This is a genomic window from Klebsiella sp. w6, from assembly GCF_033100215.1.
In the GTDB taxonomy this organism is placed as follows: Bacteria; Pseudomonadota; Gammaproteobacteria; order Enterobacterales; family Enterobacteriaceae; genus Klebsiella; species Klebsiella variicola.
Window position 1 is genome coordinate 4,131,899 of sequence record NZ_CP136907.1, and the last position, 16,094, is coordinate 4,147,992.

General features: G+C 62.6%; 10 protein-coding genes. 2 read left to right on the forward strand and 8 right to left on the reverse strand.

The genetic code is table 11. The features are described 5' to 3' along the window. Window positions 1-38 precede the first annotated feature (38 nt). The 5 genes from R0140_RS20325 to R0140_RS20345 are packed head-to-tail and all read right to left on the reverse strand — an operon-like array spanning window position 39 to window position 5,615. A complete protein-coding gene (locus tag R0140_RS20325) occupies window positions 39-1,049 on the reverse strand; it encodes an ABC transporter ATP-binding protein (protein WP_049153136.1) in 1,011 nt (336 codons plus the stop codon). After that, a complete protein-coding gene (locus R0140_RS20330; RefSeq protein WP_008805547.1) occupies window positions 1,039-2,076 on the reverse strand; it encodes an ABC transporter ATP-binding protein in 1,038 nt (345 codons plus the stop codon). The genes R0140_RS20325 and R0140_RS20330 overlap by 11 nt, the downstream gene beginning before the upstream one ends. Before the next feature lie 3 nt (window positions 2,077-2,079). Continuing rightward, window positions 2,080-2,973, reverse strand: a complete 894-nt coding sequence (locus tag R0140_RS20335) for an ABC transporter permease (protein WP_008805546.1) — start codon at window positions 2,971-2,973, stop codon at window positions 2,080-2,082. 2 nt (window positions 2,974-2,975) lie between these two features. Beyond that, the gene (locus R0140_RS20340; protein ID WP_004178910.1) at window positions 2,976-3,929 is read right to left on the reverse strand and encodes an ABC transporter permease; all 954 of its coding nucleotides are present in this window, start codon (window positions 3,927-3,929) and stop codon (window positions 2,976-2,978) included. 18 nt (window positions 3,930-3,947) lie between these two features. Further along, window positions 3,948-5,615 (reverse strand): ABC transporter substrate-binding protein, encoded by a 1,668-nt coding sequence (locus R0140_RS20345; protein WP_012542518.1) that lies wholly within the window; start codon window positions 5,613-5,615, stop codon window positions 3,948-3,950. Between the two features lie 334 nt (window positions 5,616-5,949). Between R0140_RS20345 and R0140_RS20350 the strand changes: the two genes are divergently transcribed. Both R0140_RS20350 and R0140_RS20355 read left to right on the forward strand, forming a co-directional pair. Then, a complete protein-coding gene (locus tag R0140_RS20350) occupies window positions 5,950-7,065 on the forward strand; it encodes a YbdK family carboxylate-amine ligase (protein ID WP_008805544.1) in 1,116 nt (371 codons plus the stop codon). Window positions 7,066-7,112: 47 nt separating this feature from the next. Then, window positions 7,113-7,832, forward strand: coding sequence for a phosphodiester glycosidase family protein (locus R0140_RS20355; RefSeq protein ID WP_049153134.1), 720 nt, complete (start codon window positions 7,113-7,115; stop codon window positions 7,830-7,832). Window positions 7,833-8,708: 876 nt separating this feature from the next. Here R0140_RS20355 and R0140_RS20360 read toward each other — a convergent pair. From R0140_RS20360 to R0140_RS20370, 3 genes are read right to left on the reverse strand one after another with little or no spacing between them, the layout of a single operon-like run. Further along, window positions 8,709-11,801, reverse strand: a complete 3,093-nt coding sequence (locus tag R0140_RS20360; RefSeq protein ID WP_032734927.1) for an efflux RND transporter permease subunit — start codon at window positions 11,799-11,801, stop codon at window positions 8,709-8,711. A 13-nt stretch (window positions 11,802-11,814) separates the two neighbouring features. Further along, window positions 11,815-12,894 carry an efflux RND transporter periplasmic adaptor subunit gene (locus tag R0140_RS20365; protein WP_032734925.1) on the reverse strand — a complete coding sequence of 360 codons (1,080 nt, stop codon included), beginning with the start codon at window positions 12,892-12,894 and terminating at the stop codon, window positions 11,815-11,817. Between the two features lie 53 nt (window positions 12,895-12,947). Further along, window positions 12,948-15,671: a cation-transporting P-type ATPase gene (locus tag R0140_RS20370; protein ID WP_032734923.1), complete on the reverse strand. Its 2,724-nt coding sequence runs from the start codon at window positions 15,669-15,671 to the stop codon at window positions 12,948-12,950. Window positions 15,672-16,094: the final 423 nt, after the last annotated feature.

Here is a 16,094-nt window from a genome sequence, read left to right on the forward strand (position 1 = left end):
ACGCCTGGTCTTCATCCTGTATGGTTTTTTGCCGCCGATCAGACGGCCAGGGCCTGGGCGTTAGCGTCAATCGCCAGCTCGCGCCAGCGGTGGCAACTCACCGCGTGGCGCTCCGCGACAGATTCCGTCGGCGGCAGACTCTGCTCACAGACCGGACGACGGTACGGGCAGCGCTCGGCAAATGCGCAGCCGGACGGCAAGCGCGCCAGATCCGGCGGCGCGCCGGGAATGCAGTGCAGGGCATCACCTTTCTTGAGCCCCTCTTTCGGCCGACTGCCTAGCAGCACCTGAGTATAAGGATGACGCGGGTGGCGCAGGATCTCGCTCATCGACGCTTCCTCGACGATCCGCCCGGCGTACATCACCGCCACCCGGTCGGCGATCTCCACCGCGGCGCCGATATCGTGGGTCACAAACACGATCGACAGCCCGCGCTGCTTTTGCTGCTCGCGCAGCAGGATCAGGATCTGGATTTGCACCGTGGCGTCGAGGGCGGTGGTCGGCTCATCCGCCAGCAGCAGCTGCGGGTTGCAGGAGAGCGCAAGGGCGATCATCGCCCGCTGGCGCATCCCGCCGGACATCTCGTGCGGGTAAGCATCCAGCCGCCGCTCGGGGCTGGGAATGCGCACCTGGCGCAGGGCCTCCAGCGCCCTGTCCCGGGCCGCCTGGCGCGACAGCCCTTCGTGGCGGCGCAGCCCTTCAATAATCTGCTGCCCGACGGTGTAGACAGGATCGAAGGCCAGCAGCGGCTCCTGAAAAATCATCGCGCAGCGTCCGCCGCGATAGCGCCGCAGCTGACTGGTGCTCATCGTCAGCACCTCGTCGTCCCCCACCTGCAGGGTGCCGGAGAGCTCACTGCTCCCTGGCGGGTGCAGGCGCATCAGCGCCCGCAGGGTCACGCTCTTGCCGGAACCCGACTCGCCAATCAGCGCCATCACCTCCCCCTTTTGTACGTCAAAGGAGACTCCATTGACCGCGTTGATGGTCTGTCCGTCGCGGCGAAAGACGACCCGCAGGTCGCGCACATGGACAAAGGCGTTATCCGACATGGCTGACCTCCTTAAGGGGGATGCTTTGATGCCAGGGCGAGGCCGGCTGCGCCATCAGGCAGGCGCTCTGGTGCCCCTCCCCGACCGCCTCCAGCCGCGGTTTCACCTCGGCGCAGACCGCCTTCGCATGCGGGCAGCGGGTGTGAAAACGGCAGCCGCTCGGCGGCGCGATGGGGCTGGGGGGATCGCCGCTCAGCGGCGAGGTCAGGGTGCGGTTTTCCGGGTCCATGGAGGGCATCGAGCTTAACAGCGCCCGGGTATAGGGGTGGGCGGAGGCGGTAAACAGCTGCTCCGCCGGGCCAATCTCCACCACTTCGCCAAGGTACATGACGAGGATCCGATCCGACAGCCAGCGAACCACGTGCAGATCGTGGCTGATGAACACGTAGGTCAGCTCAAGAGTCCGTTTCAGCTCCTGCAGCAGCTGCAGCACCTGGGCTTCCACCGATTTATCCAGCGCCGACACTGCCTCATCGAGGATCACCAGCCGCGGCTTCATCGCCAGCGCGCGGGCGATATTCACCCGCTGCCGCTGGCCGCCGGAGAGCGCATGCGGGTAGCGGTCGGCAAAGCGCGCCGGCTCAAGGCCAACGTGCGCCAGCAGATAGCGGGCATATTCGCTGGCCTCTCTGGCGCTGACGCCGTGGACACGCTGGCCGAAGGCGATGCTCTCCTCCATGGTCATGCGCGGATTGAGCGAAGCATAGCTATCCTGAAAGACCATCTGCACCTGGCGACGGTAGGCTTTCAGCGGCAGACGCGACGAGCCGACCCCCTGTCCGTCGAAGATCAGTTCGCCGCTGTCCTGGGTGAGCAACTGCATCAGCAGCCGGGCGGTGGTCGATTTGCCGCAGCCCGACTCGCCGACTACCCCCAGGGTTTCGCCTTTCATCACCGTGAAGCTGATATCGTCCACCGCCTGCACCACCTCCCGGCCTTTGCCGCCGCGAAAGTACTTCAGCAGGTGATTAACCTTCAGCAGAGGCTGCGCCGGCCCGCCAAGGTCGATATTGATAAAGGGTTGCATCGCTTACTCCTTAATCGCCATTGCCGCACGCAGGCGGTCCGCGAGGATATTGAACGAAATGGAGGTGATAAAAATCATCAGGCCCGGCAGGGCGGCCACCCACGGCTGGGTATAGATTGCCGTGCGCAGCGTATTGAGCATCAGCCCCCACTCGGGCTCCGGCGGCCGCACGCCGAGGCCGAGAAACGACAGGCCGGAGGCGAGGATCATGCACACCGAAATCAGCCCGGTGGAGAAGACGAAGATCGGCCCGAGCACGTTGCCCAACACCTGGACGCGGATAATGGTCAACGCGCTGGCGCCAGTGGCCCGGGCGGCGTCGATATAGTCCATATGTCGCACCTGGGCGGTCACGCTCTCGGCAATCCGCGCCACCTGCGGGACAAACACGAGGGTCAGCGACAGCAGCGCATTGCCGATGCCCGCCCCCAACGCTCCCGACAGCGCAATCGCCAGCAGGACGGAGGGAAAGGCATAGAACACATCCACGGTGCGCATAATCACGGTATTGGTTTTGCCGCCCGTATAGCCGGCGATAATCCCGATGGCCCCGCCGATAAAAAAGGCGAACACCACCGGGACAATTCCCATAAACAGCGACAGTCGGGTGCCAAGGATCAGCCGCGACAGCATGTCGCGTCCCAGCTCATCCGAGCCCAGCGGGAAGCCGTCGCTGCCAATGGGTTTCAGGCGCAGGAACATCGACGTTTGATAAGGATCTTTGACGATAAGCCACGGACCGAACAGCGCCAGGGCCAGCAGCAGGAGGATCACCACGCCCACCACCACCCCGCCGGGGTCGCGCAGTAAGCGGCGCAGCACGCCGCGCCAGTAACCTTGCCGGGAAGCGTGGGCCGCTGCGGCCGGGACCGCTTTCGTCGTTGCTGTATCCACCATGGTCAGCTCCTCTTAATACGCGGGTCGAGGGTGGTCTGCAGAATATCCACCAGCAGGTTGAGCAGCACGAAAAACAGCGCCAGCACCCAGATGGTGCCCTGCAGCAGGGGCAGGTCGCGCTGAAAAATGGCGGTATTGAGCAGCAATCCGGTTCCCGGCCAGGAGAAAACGGTCTCCACAAGGATCGAGCCGCCCATCAGATAGCCCACCTGCAGCCCCATCACCGCCAGCGCGGTGGGCGCGGCATTTTTCATGACGTGGACAAAGATGCGCGACTCGTTGAGCCCGCGAGCGCGCAGGCCAACGATAAACTCCTGGCTGAGGATATCGGCCACCTGCGAGCGCACGGTGCGGGCGATAATCCCGGTGGGGATCACCGACAAGGTGAGGGCTGGCAGCAGCATGAACTGCAGGTGCGCCCAGTCCCATTGCCAGCCCACCTCGCCTATCGGCCCGCCGCCGGTGGCCGGCAGCAGCGCGAACTTAACGCTGCAGAGGATCACCAGCAGCATCCCCAGCCAGTAGTGCGGCACGCTAACGCCAAATACCGACAACACCGAGGCCAGACGGTCAATGACGCTGTTGCGAAAATAGCCGGCGACAAAGCCGAACAGGCTGCCGAGGACGAAGCCGATCGCCGTCGCCAGCAGCGCCAGGCGCAGGGAGTACGCCACCGCGGTCATCACTTCGTCTATCACCGGGCGGCCGGTGGCGACCGACATACCAAGGTCGCCATGCAGCGCCCGCCACAGCCAGTGGATAAACTGCAGGGGCAGCGGCTTATCAAAGCCGTAAGCCTGCATTAATGTCTGACGCAGCGCCTCCGAGGCGTCCGGCGGCATCACCGACACCAACGGGTCGCCCGGAGCGATCTGCACCAGCATGAAACAGATCACCGCCACCCCAAGCATGGTGGGGATAGCCAGCAGAATGCGGTATAGCAGCGTATTGATCATCGGTCGCCCCTTTCACGATTACTCTTTTTTGCTCACCAGGCTGAGGTCGATAAACCAGCTCTGCGGTTGCACCACCCCGGTCACCGCAGGGGAAATCGCACGCGGCCCGACGTCGTGGGCGACAAACAGGAATGGCACCTGATCCACCAGCGCGGCGTGCAGCTCACCGGCCGCTTTGTTCATCTCCGCCGGGGTAAAGGCGTGCTTGACGGCGGCGGCCAGCTTCTCCGTCTCCGGAGTGGAGAAGTAACCCCAGTTGGTCGCCACCGGCGGAAACGCTTTGGCGGTCGAGAAGCGGATCAGGCCAAAGTACGGATCGTTAACCGCGGCGCTGACGTTGATCGCATCGATCCCTTTCGCCGACGGGTCCCGGGCGCCCAGGCGCCAGTTGGTAAACAGGGTGTTCCATTCCACCACTTTGATATCCACATTGAAGAAGCAGCTCTTCAGGCTCTGCTGGATATACTCGTTCATCGGCAAGGGCTGCATCTGCCCGGAGCCGGAGGCCGAGGTGGCCACCGTGACGTGCAGCGGTTTGCTGGCGCTGTATCCGGCCTCGGTCATTAGCTGGCGGGCGGTGTCCGGGTCATATTTGATCTGGAAGGTGGGTTTGCCATGCCACGGGCTGTCAGCCTCGTAGACCCCGGTGGCCTCGGTCATGTAGCCGCCGAGGTAGCTCTTCAGCTCGGCACGGTTCAGACACAGGTTGGCCGCTTTGCGCACGCGGATGTCCTGCCACGGCGATCCTTTTTCAAAGGAGAACTGCCAGGGCCACAGGTGCGGCTGGGTATTGGCGTAGAGGTGAAAACCCTGAGACTTGATCTGATCGATGGCGTCCGGCGCCGGGGCTTCAATCCAGTCCACCTGCTTCGACAGCAGCGCCGCGGTACGGGCGTTGGCCTCCGGCAAGGGGATCAGCACCACTTTATCCACCCGGGGAATGCGATCTTTGTTCCAGTAGTCGGGGTTTTTATCGAGGATCAGCTGCTGACGCGGCACCAGCTTCTCCAGTTTGAACGGGCCGCTACCCACCGCGTGGGCGGCGAAGGCGGTCCACGCCTGTTTGCTGCGCGCGGCGCTATCTCCCGCGCTGGCCGGCACCGCGTCATACTGTTTCTGCCACGCCGTCGGCGAGACGATAAACAGGTTGGTGATGTTGTACGGCAGCAGCGCGTCTGGTTCCGAGGTGGTCAGCGCCACAGTGTGGTCGTCAATTTTCTCTGCGCCGGTGAGGGTCGGCATGCGCGACAGGGTGTTGCCGATCTGCCCCGGGGCGTACTGCGGCGCTGCTTTATTCAGCACCTTATCCACGTTCCAGACGATGGCGTCGGCGTTCACCTCCGTCCCGTCATGGAACCTGACGCCCGGACGCAAGGTGAAAATCCAGCGGCTGGTGTTCTGCGGATCGATGTGCCACTCGGTCGCCAGCCCCGGCACCAGACCGCTGGGCTTTTCACCTTGCGACAGATCCCACTCCACCAGCGCGTCGTACAGCGGGATGCCGGTAAAGCGGTTGCCCTCATAGCCTTGATCCGGCTGGCCAAGGGTTAACGGAATATCCGCGGCGGTCATGGCGATCCGCAGCGTGGAGGCGTTGGCAGGTAAGGCGGCGCCCGCCAGGGCCAGTGCGCCGCTCACCGCCACGGCGAGACGACCGGCACGCGAAAATAACGTCTTTTTGTGCATCACATGATCCCTGTTAAATAAAGTGTCACGAATTAACAGGCAAAATGCGTACCAGCTCTTACGCGGACGATAATAGGCCAAAACCGACCGGTAAAATAAGAAGGGCTTATATTATCACCATGATAATTATGGGAAAATAATTGCGCCTTATTCCGCCGCACCGCCAGCGGGAAATATGTTGCAGAATTGCACCAGCCGCTATATGGCAAATTTCAAATAATCACTCTGCGTCACTTTTTATTCATCCCCCGTCCGCCGCCGCCGCGTATTCGCGTATTCTCCGTCGGGATCAATCCCTTCTATACTTCAGGGAACACATCGACCGGGAGAGACTATGCCTTTAGCCGATTTTCACCGCTCCGATCCTTTTACCCTCGGTATCGAACTGGAGCTGCAGGTGGTGAACCCGCCGGGTTACGACCTCAGCCAGGATGCCTCGACGCTGATTGCCGACGTCCAGCATCAGTTGACCGTGGGAGAAGCCAAACATGACATCACCGAGAGCATGCTGGAGATCGCCACCGGGGTGTGCCGCGACATCAGCCATGCCCAAACCCAGCTCAGCGCCATCCAGCAGGCGGTTCAGCGCGCGGCGCTGCGCCATCATCTGCAGATCTGCGGCGGCGGTTCGCACCCCTTTCATGCCTGGCAGCGCCAGCAAATCAGCGACAATCCGCGCTATGTCAAAACCGTCGAGCATTTTGGCTATCTGGCGCAGCAGGCCACGGTCTTTGGCCAGCATGTGCACGTCGGCTGCCAGAGCGGCGACGACGCCCTCTATCTGCTGCACGGCCTGTCGCGCTTTGTGCCGCACTTCATCGCCCTTAATGCCGCCTCGCCGTGGTTTGACAGTACCGACAGCCGTTTCGCCTGTTCACGCCTGAACCGCTTCTCCTCCTATCCCGACAACGGTCCGATGCCGTGGGTGGCAGACTGGCAGGGGTTTCGTCGCCTGTTCCGCCAGCTGAGCTACACCAGCATGATCGACAGCATGAAGGATCTGCACTGGGATATTCGCCCCAGCCCGCAGTTTGGTACCGTCGAGGTGCGGGTGATGGACACTCCCCTGACCCTCGCCCAGGCGATCCATATCGCCGGCTTTATACAGACCCTGGCCTGCTGGCTGTTGACGGAGCGCCCTTTTAAGCACCAGCCTGATGATTATCTGCTGTACCCCTTTAACCGCTATCAGGCGTGCCGCTATGGGCTGGACGGGACCCTCACCGACGTGCGCAGCGGAGAGCAGCGCAGCATCCGCCAGGAGATCCTGCAGCTCGCCGACCGGCTGGCTCCCTTCGCCCATCAGTTGAAGGCGACGGCGGCGCTGGAAGCGGTGGTCCGCCAGGCGAAATCGCCGCACAGCGAAGCGCAGCAGATGCGCGACTTTATCGCCAACGGCGGTTCGCTTTCCGGCCTGGTGCAAAAACACTGTGAGATTTGGGCGGCATAAGGCAGCGAGGCGGGTATACTCGGCGCAGACCATAGAAAGGACTGCCCATGTTATTACGTTGCCTGCTCCCCCTGGCGCTGCTGCCCCTGGCCGCCGTCGCCAGCGCCGCCTGTACCCTCACCGACCCGACGCTGACCCTGCAGAGCTATCGGGTGGATGCGCAGAAAGAGCGCATTGCGATGTACTGGCAGGATCGGCACGGCAAAGCCTGGGGTTCCCTGCGTTCGCTGCTGGCGGGTATTGATGGCGATGGCCGGGTGCAGATGGCGATGAACGGCGGCATTTACGATAAAGCCTACGCGCCGCTGGGGCTGTATATCGAAGACGGCAAACGGCTGACGCCGGTAAACCGTTCCGCCGGCGGCGGGAACTTCTTTATCCGCCCCGGCGGCGTGTTCCTGGTGGCGAACGGCCGGGCGAAAATCGTGCCGCTGCCGGCATACAAGCCCTCTCCCGCCATCCGCTATGCGGTGCAGTCCGGCCCGATGCTGATTGAGAATGGCGTCATCAACTGGCGGCTGAAGCCCTCCGCCAGTTCGCGCAAGCTGCGTAACGGGGTGGGTATCGATAAGCAGGGCCGGGTGGTGTTTATGCTCAGCGATCGCGAGACCAACTTCTATGATTTTGCCTGCTATGCGCAGTCAAAGCTCGGGGTGCGGCAGATGCTCTATCTCGATGGCACCCTGTCGAAGATGTACCGCAAAGGCGCCAGCGTGCCGTGGCAGTATCATCCGTTCGTGACCATGATAACGGTGGAGAGGAAGTAGCGGGCGCCCGGCACAAAAGCGGCGCCGTGCCCGCCGTCCTTACCCGTTCACCAGCGAAGGACTACCCTTTTCTGCCAAACGCAACGTGAACGGAAAATTCCCCCTCACCCTAACCCTCTCCCACAGGGAGAGGGGACCGCCCGGCAGTCGTTGCAGCCCCGGTATACACAGCGGGGCCACGGAGAAAGGCACATACAATTTTTAACGGATATATTCTGATCGCTATGGTTTGGCCTCTGAAAACTACGGGCGTGCAGCGGGGCCGATTCCCGCTGAAATCGGCGAACCGGAGGTCGGCAGACAAGGGCTGGCCGCCACGGAGGGCGGCCAGAGGCGATTCGAGACACGACGTCGAGTTGAGCCGACCGCAGGCGGACGACCGGGAGGTGAGCGTAGTGCGCAGCACCGATTTCTCTGCGGGACCGGGGGGATTGTAAAGGGGGAGACGGTTTTCTCCCCCTTTACCCGTTCACCAGCGAAGGACTACCCTTTTCTGCCAAACGCAACGTGAACGGAAAATTCCCCCTCACCCTAACCCTCTCCCACAGGGAGAGGGGACCGCCCGGCAGACGCTGTTGCTACGGCAGATAAGGCCAAACGCAACGTGAACGCAAAACCCACCCTCACCCTAACCCTCTCCCACAGGGAGAGGGGACCGCCCGGCAGACGCTGTTGCTCCGGCAGATAAGGCCAAACGCAACGTGAACGGAAAATTCCCCCTCACCCTAATCCTCTCCCACAGGGAGAGGGGATCGACAGGCAGACGCTGTTGCTCCGGCAGATAAGGCCAAACGCGACGTGAACGGAAAATCCCCCTCACCCTAACCCTCTCCCACAGGGAGAGGGGATCGACAGGCAGACGCTGTGGCGCAACGCTTACCCCCGCCGATGCGCCCACTCACGCATACGCTGAAACAGCACATACAGCGACGGGATAAACAGGATGCCAATCATCGTCGCCACCAGCATCCCGCTGAATACCGTGGTGCCAATGATCCGCCGGCTCTGCGCCCCGGCGCCGGTGGCGAGCATCATCGGCATGATGCCGATAATAAACGACACCGCGGTCATCATCACCGCGCGGAAGCGGCGGGTGGCCCCCTCGCGCGCGGCGTCAACTATCGACAGCCCCTCCTCGCGCCGGCTGCGGGCGAATTCAACAATCAGAATCGCATTCTTCGCTGCCAGGGCAATCAGCAGCACCAGCCCTATCTGAACATACACATCGTTGGCATAGCCCGCGGTCCACAGCCAGAGCAGCGCTCCGCCGATGGCGAACAGCACCGAGAGCATGACGCTCGCCGGCAGCGTCCAGCTCTCATACTGCGCCACCAGGAACAGCCACGCCATCGCCACCGCCGCCAGCACGATCCACACCGCCTGATTGCCGGTCTGCTGCTCCTGCCAGGAGATCCCGCTCCAGGCATAGTCATATCCCGGCGGCAGATGGGCCTGCAAAATCTGCTCCATGGCAGCCATCGCCGTGCGGCTGCTGACCCCCTCAGCCGCTGAACCGCTCACTGAAACGGACGGGAACTGATTGTACTGCTGAATAAACGGCGCCCCCACCGTCGGCGTAATGGTGACCAGATTGCTCAGCCGCACCCGCTCGCCGTCGCGGCTGCGGACGTACAGCTCGCTAATCTGCTCTGCCCGCTCGCGCCACTGCATCTCATTTTGCATCACCACATGATAGACACGATTGTTACGGCTGAAATCGCCGGCGCGCGTGCCGCCGAACGCCGTCTGCAGGCTGCTGAAAATCTGCGCCACCGGCACATCCAGCAGCGCCGCCCGATCGCGGTCGACCGTCAGGGTCAGCTGCGGCACGTTGCTGCTCCAGGTGGTAAACACCCGGCTCAGTTGAGGATGCTGGTTCGCCAGCTGGAGGATCTGCCGCGTCACCTGCTCCAGCTCCGCCGACGACTGACCGGCCTGCGCCAGGATGCGCAGATCAAACCCCGAGGCATTGCCAAGGCCCGGCAGGGTCGGCGGCGCGAAGGTCATGATCGTCGCCTCCGGTAGCGACAGCAGCTGGCGCTGAATATCTGCCATCACCGCATCCAGCGGCGGCCGCTGGTGCCAGTCCTTGAGCATTACCGAGATAAACCCGCCGTTAGAGGCGCTGGTGCCGTTGAGAATGTTGAAGCCGGACACCTGAATCACATCCTCCACCGCCGGGTTAGCCATCAGCAGATTGCGCGCCTGGGCCATCACCGCTTCGGTACGCTCCAGCGACGCCGCCTCCGGCAGTTGCACGCTGGCAAACAGGTAACCCTGATCTTCCTGCGGCAGGAAGCCTTTCGGCATCGAGGTGAAGCTGAACGCCACCAGCGCGCCTGCCGCCACCGTCGCCGCCAGCGCCAGCCAGGGACGGCGGTTCATCCAGCCCACCAGCCGGCCATAGCCGTCGCGGGTGCCGTCGAGAAGACGGTTAAACACCCGCCACACCGCCGCTGGCCGGGCAGGACGCGGGCGCAGCAGCAGTGCGCAGAGGGCCGGCGTCAGGGTTAGCGCCACCAGGCTCGACAGGGCCACCGCGGTGGAGAGCGTCACGGCAAACTGCCGGTACAGCTCGCCGACGATCCCCGGGAGCAGCGCCACCGGCACAAATACCGCCAGCAGCACCAGGGTCGTGGCGATCACCGGCCCGGCGATCTGCTGCAGCGCCTGGGCGGTGGCCTGCAGGCGATCCAGCCCTTCCGCCATTTTGGTTTCGACATTCTCTACCACCACAATGGCGTCATCCACCACCATCGTCAGGGCGAGAATGATCGCGAACAGGCTGAGGGTGTTGGCGCTGTAGCCCAGCAGATAGAGCACCGCAAAGGTGCCGATCAGTGACACCGGGATCGCCAGCACTACGATCAGCGTCGCTCGCCAGCTCTGCAGGAACAGCGACACCACCACGACCACTGCCAGCAGGGTCAGCGCCAGCGAGACGCCGATCTCTTTGATCGTCGCCGCCACAAAGCGGGTGGTATCGAACTTCACCTCCCAGGTGAGATCCGCCGGAAAGCGAGTGTGCAGGCGGTTAAGCTCCGCACGCACTGCGCTGGCGACCTGCAGGGCATTGGCGGTGGGCGTCGGGTAGATCCCCAGATAGGCCGACGCTTTACCGTTCAGCTGCGCGCCGGAGCTGTAGCTGCGGGCGCCCAGCTCAATGGTCGCCACGTCGGCGAGGCGAACCAGCTGCCCCTGCGCGCCGCGGCGGAGGATAATCTCGCCAAAGCTGGCCGCCTCGTTCAGACGCCCCAGCCCGTTGATGGTCAGCGTCTGCTGCTGGCCGTTGAATACTGGCGGGGTGCCCACCTGCCCCGCCGCGCCCTGCACATTCTGCTCGCGCAGCGCCTGGGCAACGTCATCCGTGGTGATGTTGAGCGCATTCATGCGGTCCGGACGCAGCCAGATGCGCATACTGTAATCCCGGGCGCCAAACATCTGCACCTCGCCGACGCCGGGCAGGCGGGCCAGCGCCTCGCGCACCTGGGTGCTGGCGTAGTTACTGACAAACAGCGGTGACAGCGTGCCCAGCGGCGAGTAGAGGCTCACCCCCATCAGCAGGTTGCTGGCGCGCTTGCGGACCTGGACGCCATTCTGCTGCACCTCCGCCGGGAGCTGCGCCAGCGCCTGCGCCACCCGGTTTTGCACGTCGATCGCCGCCAGGTCGGCATCGGTGCCCGCCGCGAAGGTAATGCTCAGGCGGTACGTTCCCTCATCCGAACTGGTGGACTCCATATACAGCATATGATCGACGCCGTTGAGCTGGGTCTCCAGCGGGGCGGCGATGGCTTCCGCCACATCTGACGCGCTGGCGCCCGGCCAGCTGGCGCTGACGTTCACCACCGGCGGGGTGATCGCCGGGTACTGCTCCACCGGGATCAGCTTCAGCGACACCGCGCCGACAAAGGTCAGCAGCAGCGCGATCACCATGGCAAATCGCGGACGACGGATAAAAAAGGTCAGCATCCCTTCTCCTTACTTAGTTCAGCACCTGTACCGCGGCGCCTTCGCGTAAACGCTGCGCGCCGTCGGTGATCACCTGCTCGCCCGCCTGCAGCCCTTTCTCAACCGCAAACTGCTGCCCCTGCTGCCCCGCGAGGGTCAGACGACGCTGCCCGGCGGTGTGGTCCGGCTTCAGCACCCAGCTGAAAAAGCCCTGCGGATCCTGCTGCACGGCGGCGGCCGGGATCATCACCCGTGACTGCAGCTCCTGCGGACGGAACAGGATTGTTACGCTGCCGCCCGGCAGCAGACGGTGCTGCGGATTGGCGAACTCCGCCCGCACCGCCACGCTGCCGGTGCGGGCGTCAATCCGGTTATCGATGGAGGTCAACACCCCATCGCGCCGTTTGCCATCCACCTCAATCTGCGCCAGCCACGCCTGCTTCAGGGCGTGGATGTCGGCATGCTGGCCGGATTTGCTGAAAAATGCGGCTTCGTCGAGAGCGAACGACACCCGCACCGGATCCAGCTGCACGATGTCCACCAGCACGCCGCTGGATGGGTTAATCAGCGTCCCGACGTGAAAGGCGCTGTGGCCCACGCGACCGGTCACCGGCGCCGCAATCCGGGTGTAGCTGAGCACAATCTGCTGGGCCTCGACGCGGGCTTTCGCCTGCTGCACGGCGGCGGCGGCGACGTCGCGCTGCATCCGGGCCGTGTCGACGTCGTTGCGACTGATGGAGTGGTTGTTAATGAGCCGCTCGTAGCGAGTGAGCAGTTGCTGCGACTGACGTAATGAGGCTTCGGCGCTTTTCAGCTCGGCCTGCGCCAGGGCCAGGGCCGCGCGGGGCTGCGCGTCGTCGAGGGTAAACAGCAGGTCGCCCTCGGTAACATACTGGCCATCCTGGAAATGGCGCTTAACTATCACCCCTTCGGTGCGCGCGCGAATGTCGACGGCGCGGATCGCCTCGACCCGCCCGGGGATGGCGCGTTCTTCAGCATGAGGCGCCAGTTCAACCGTGGCGACGCGGACCGGCACCGCCGGCGCGGCGGTCGCCGTCAGGGCGCCGCTGGCCAGACCGCAGGCCAGCAGAGCAAAGCGGAAGGTTTTAATCATAGGGGGATCCTTGCGAAAGTAACGCGCGCCTGCAGCGAGGCGCGCGAGATCAATCAAGCCGTTTTGCGGAACCGGCGCGTCAGGCGCTTCTCAACTTCCACCACCAGGAACATGGCGACGCCGATGACCAGGGTGATAAACCAGTAGCGCAGCGGCAGCGCTTCCGTACCAAACATGCTCTGCATCAGCGGGACATAGATAATGACCAGCTGCATCAGCAGCAGGACACCGGTCACCAGCCAGATGCCTTTGTTGCGCAGCAGACCCATGCTCAGGGAGAAGCTGTCGCTGCTGCGGCAGTTGATCATGTAGACCCACTGCGCCGTCACCAGCATCTGCAGCAGCACGGTGCGGATAAACTCCGGACTGTGGCCGCGCGGCGCCAGCCAGGCCTCAAGGATAAAGGCGGCAATAGCAATCATAGACCCGACAAAAGCCACTCGCCACACGGCGAAGCCATCCATAACGTGCTGGCCGGTTTTACGCGGCGGGCGGTTCATCACGTTGCGCTCTGCGGCTTCAAAGGCCAGGCCGAAGGAGAGCGTCGCCGACGTCGCCATGTTCATCCACAGGATCAGCACCGGGGTCAGCGGAATAATGTTCCCCGCCAGCAGGGCGATGATGATCAGCAGCCCCTGCGCCAGGTTGGTCGGCATGATGAAGAGGATGGTCTTCTTCAGGTTGTCATAGACCCGACGGCCCTCTTTTACCGAGCTGGCGATGGTGGCGAAGTTATCATCGGTCAACACCATGTCAGCCGCCTCTTTGGTGACTTCGGTACCTTTGATACCCATGGCGATACCCACGTCGGCCTGGCGCAGCGCCGGCGCGTCGTTGACGCCGTCTCCGGTCATGCCGACCACTTCGCCGTTATCCTGCAGGGCTTTCACCAGGCGCAGCTTATGCTCCGGGCTGGTACGGGCAAAGATGTCGTACTCCACCGCCGCCTTCGCCAGCGCCGCATCGTCCATGTGCTCCAGCTGGTAGCCGGTCATGGCCTGGCTGCTGTTGGTGATCCCCAGCATCTGGCCGATGCTCATCGCCGTCTGCGGGTGGTCGCCAGTGATCATCTTCACGCGGATCCCGGCGGTCTGGCAGGCATGGATGGCGTCAATGGCTTCCGGACGCGGGGGATCCATCATCCCGGCGATGCCGAGGAAAATCAGCCCCTCCTGCAGGTCCTCATGGTTGAGGGTGGTGGCATCAAGGCTGACAGGCTTACAGGCCGCCGCCACCATGCGCAGTCCCTGACGGGCGAAGCGCGCCATCTCCTCTTCCCAGTACTGCGCCTCGAACGGCACCGCGCCGTGGCGGCTCATCTGCTCGCGGCACATGGCGAAGATAACGTCCGGCGCACCGGTGATCAGCACCCGGGCCTCGCCATCGATGTGCTGCAGGGTCGACATATATTTGTACTGTGAGTCAAAGGGGATCTTGGCCACCAGACGGGCCTCCACCGCCGGGAGCTGCGCTTTCGCCGCCAGCACCTTCAGCGCCCCTTCGGTCGGCCCGCCGGTGATCCCCCACAGACCGCGCTCATCCTGGGTAAGCTGGCTGTCGTTACACAGGTCGATGGTGCGCAGCCAGGTCTCCAGCACGGTGCCGGGCTGAACCTGCACGGGCTCGTCGCTCCCCTCAAGGAAGATCCGTCCCTGCGGCTCATAGCTGTCGCCTTCCACCCGGTAGCAGCAGTCTGCCGTGATGATCGCTTTGACGGTCATTTCGTTCATCGTCAGAGTACCGGTTTTATCCGAACAGACCACGGTCATGGCGCCGAGAGTTTCCACGGTCGGCAGCTTACGAATAATCGCCCGCTTGCGCGCCATCGTCTGCACGCCCAGCGACAGAATAATCGAGATGATCGCCGGCAGCCCCTCCGGTACCGCGGCCACCGCCAGGCTAATCAGCGACAGCAGCAGCTCGCCCATCGGGATATCCCGCAGCGCGAGGCTAAAGATAAACAGCGCCACCATCATGGCGAGGATAATGACAAAAATCGCTTTGCCGAGCTTATCCATCTGCACCAGCAGCGGGGTACGGTGCTTCTCAATGCCCGCCATCATCTGGTTGATATGGCCGAGTTCGGTCTCCGCGCCGGTGGCGGTCACCACGCCGATGCCGCCGCCAGCGCTGACGGTGGTGCCGGAGAAGACCATGTTCACCCGGTCGCCCAGCGGCAGGTCGCCCTCCAGCGCGTCGGTGATTTTATCCACCACCGTCGACTCGCCGGTGAGGATCGCCTCTTCCACCCGCAGGTTGTGGGTTTCAATCAGGCGCATATCCGCTGGTACGCGGTCGCCGGCGCGCAGGATAACGATGTCCCCTGGAACCAGGTCGCGCGTCGGGATAGTCTCATGTTTGCCGTTACGCTGGACGCGGGCATCGCTGGAGAGCATGTTGCGGATCCCCTGCAGGGATTTTTCGGCGTTGCTCTCCTGGATATGACCGATCAGGGCGTTAATCACCGTCACGCCGAGGATCACCAGGGTATCGACCCAGTGCCCCATAATGGCGGTCAGCGCCGCAGCCGCCAGCAGCACGTAAATCAGTACGTCGTTAAAGTGGGCGAGAAAGCGCAGCCAGCCCGGTTTACCCTTCTTTTCCGGCAGGGCATTCGGACCAAAGGTATTCAGGCGCTCGGCGGCGTCTGCGGAATTTAACCCAGCGGCCTGGCTTTTTGTCTGCGCCAGCACTGCGTCAACGGTCTGCTGCCAGACCTGCCGTGGCGCGGTGTCGCCCGAGGGCGTCGTAAACTTTGGGTTATTCATCTTGGTCAAATTACATTTTCCTTATAAATTCCGTGAATCGGAAAGCCTGAAATCATTCCTGGCCAATGAAGTAAAACGTGGCTAAAAAGCCGGTAAAAATGTGATCCAATATCCGCCTAAATTTTTCGCAAAATACAAAATGTGTGATAAGTTAATTCACAAGATAAATATTACAGAATATTAATAAACCAAAACTAAACGAGGTTAAATATGTTTGGAATCTACCGCGGACGCCGTCTGGTGCTGTACATCCTGCTGGCCATCATTGTTGCCACGCTGGTGGGATATAGCACTTATAGTTTTGTAAAAGCGCTGGCATAATAATGACGTTAATTTACACCCAGCTGCAATTAACTTAATTACAAATTATTTCAGATTAATTAACATGAGAGCGAAAGGCAGGCAATAATATTTAAAATAGCCGTATTATAG

What these genes read in the sequence shown, in the direction of transcription:
- R0140_RS20350 (WP_008805544.1), top strand. Translation starts at nt 5,950, where the DNA reads ATGCCTTTAGCCGATTTTCACCGCTCCGATCCTTTTACCCTCGGTATC.
- R0140_RS20330 (WP_008805547.1), bottom strand. Translation starts at nt 2,076, where the DNA reads ATGCAACCCTTTATCAATATCGACCTTGGCGGGCCGGCGCAGCCTCTG.
- R0140_RS20365 (WP_032734925.1), bottom strand. Translation starts at nt 12,894, where the DNA reads ATGATTAAAACCTTCCGCTTTGCTCTGCTGGCCTGCGGTCTGGCCAGC.
- R0140_RS20340 (WP_004178910.1), bottom strand. Translation starts at nt 3,929, where the DNA reads ATGATCAATACGCTGCTATACCGCATTCTGCTGGCTATCCCCACCATG.
- R0140_RS20360 (WP_032734927.1), bottom strand. Translation starts at nt 11,801, where the DNA reads ATGCTGACCTTTTTTATCCGTCGTCCGCGATTTGCCATGGTGATCGCG.
- R0140_RS20345 (WP_012542518.1), bottom strand. Translation starts at nt 5,615, where the DNA reads ATGCACAAAAAGACGTTATTTTCGCGTGCCGGTCGTCTCGCCGTGGCG.
- R0140_RS20355 (WP_049153134.1), top strand. Translation starts at nt 7,113, where the DNA reads ATGTTATTACGTTGCCTGCTCCCCCTGGCGCTGCTGCCCCTGGCCGCC.
- R0140_RS20335 (WP_008805546.1), bottom strand. Translation starts at nt 2,973, where the DNA reads ATGGTGGATACAGCAACGACGAAAGCGGTCCCGGCCGCAGCGGCCCAC.
- R0140_RS20325 (WP_049153136.1), bottom strand. Translation starts at nt 1,049, where the DNA reads ATGTCGGATAACGCCTTTGTCCATGTGCGCGACCTGCGGGTCGTCTTT.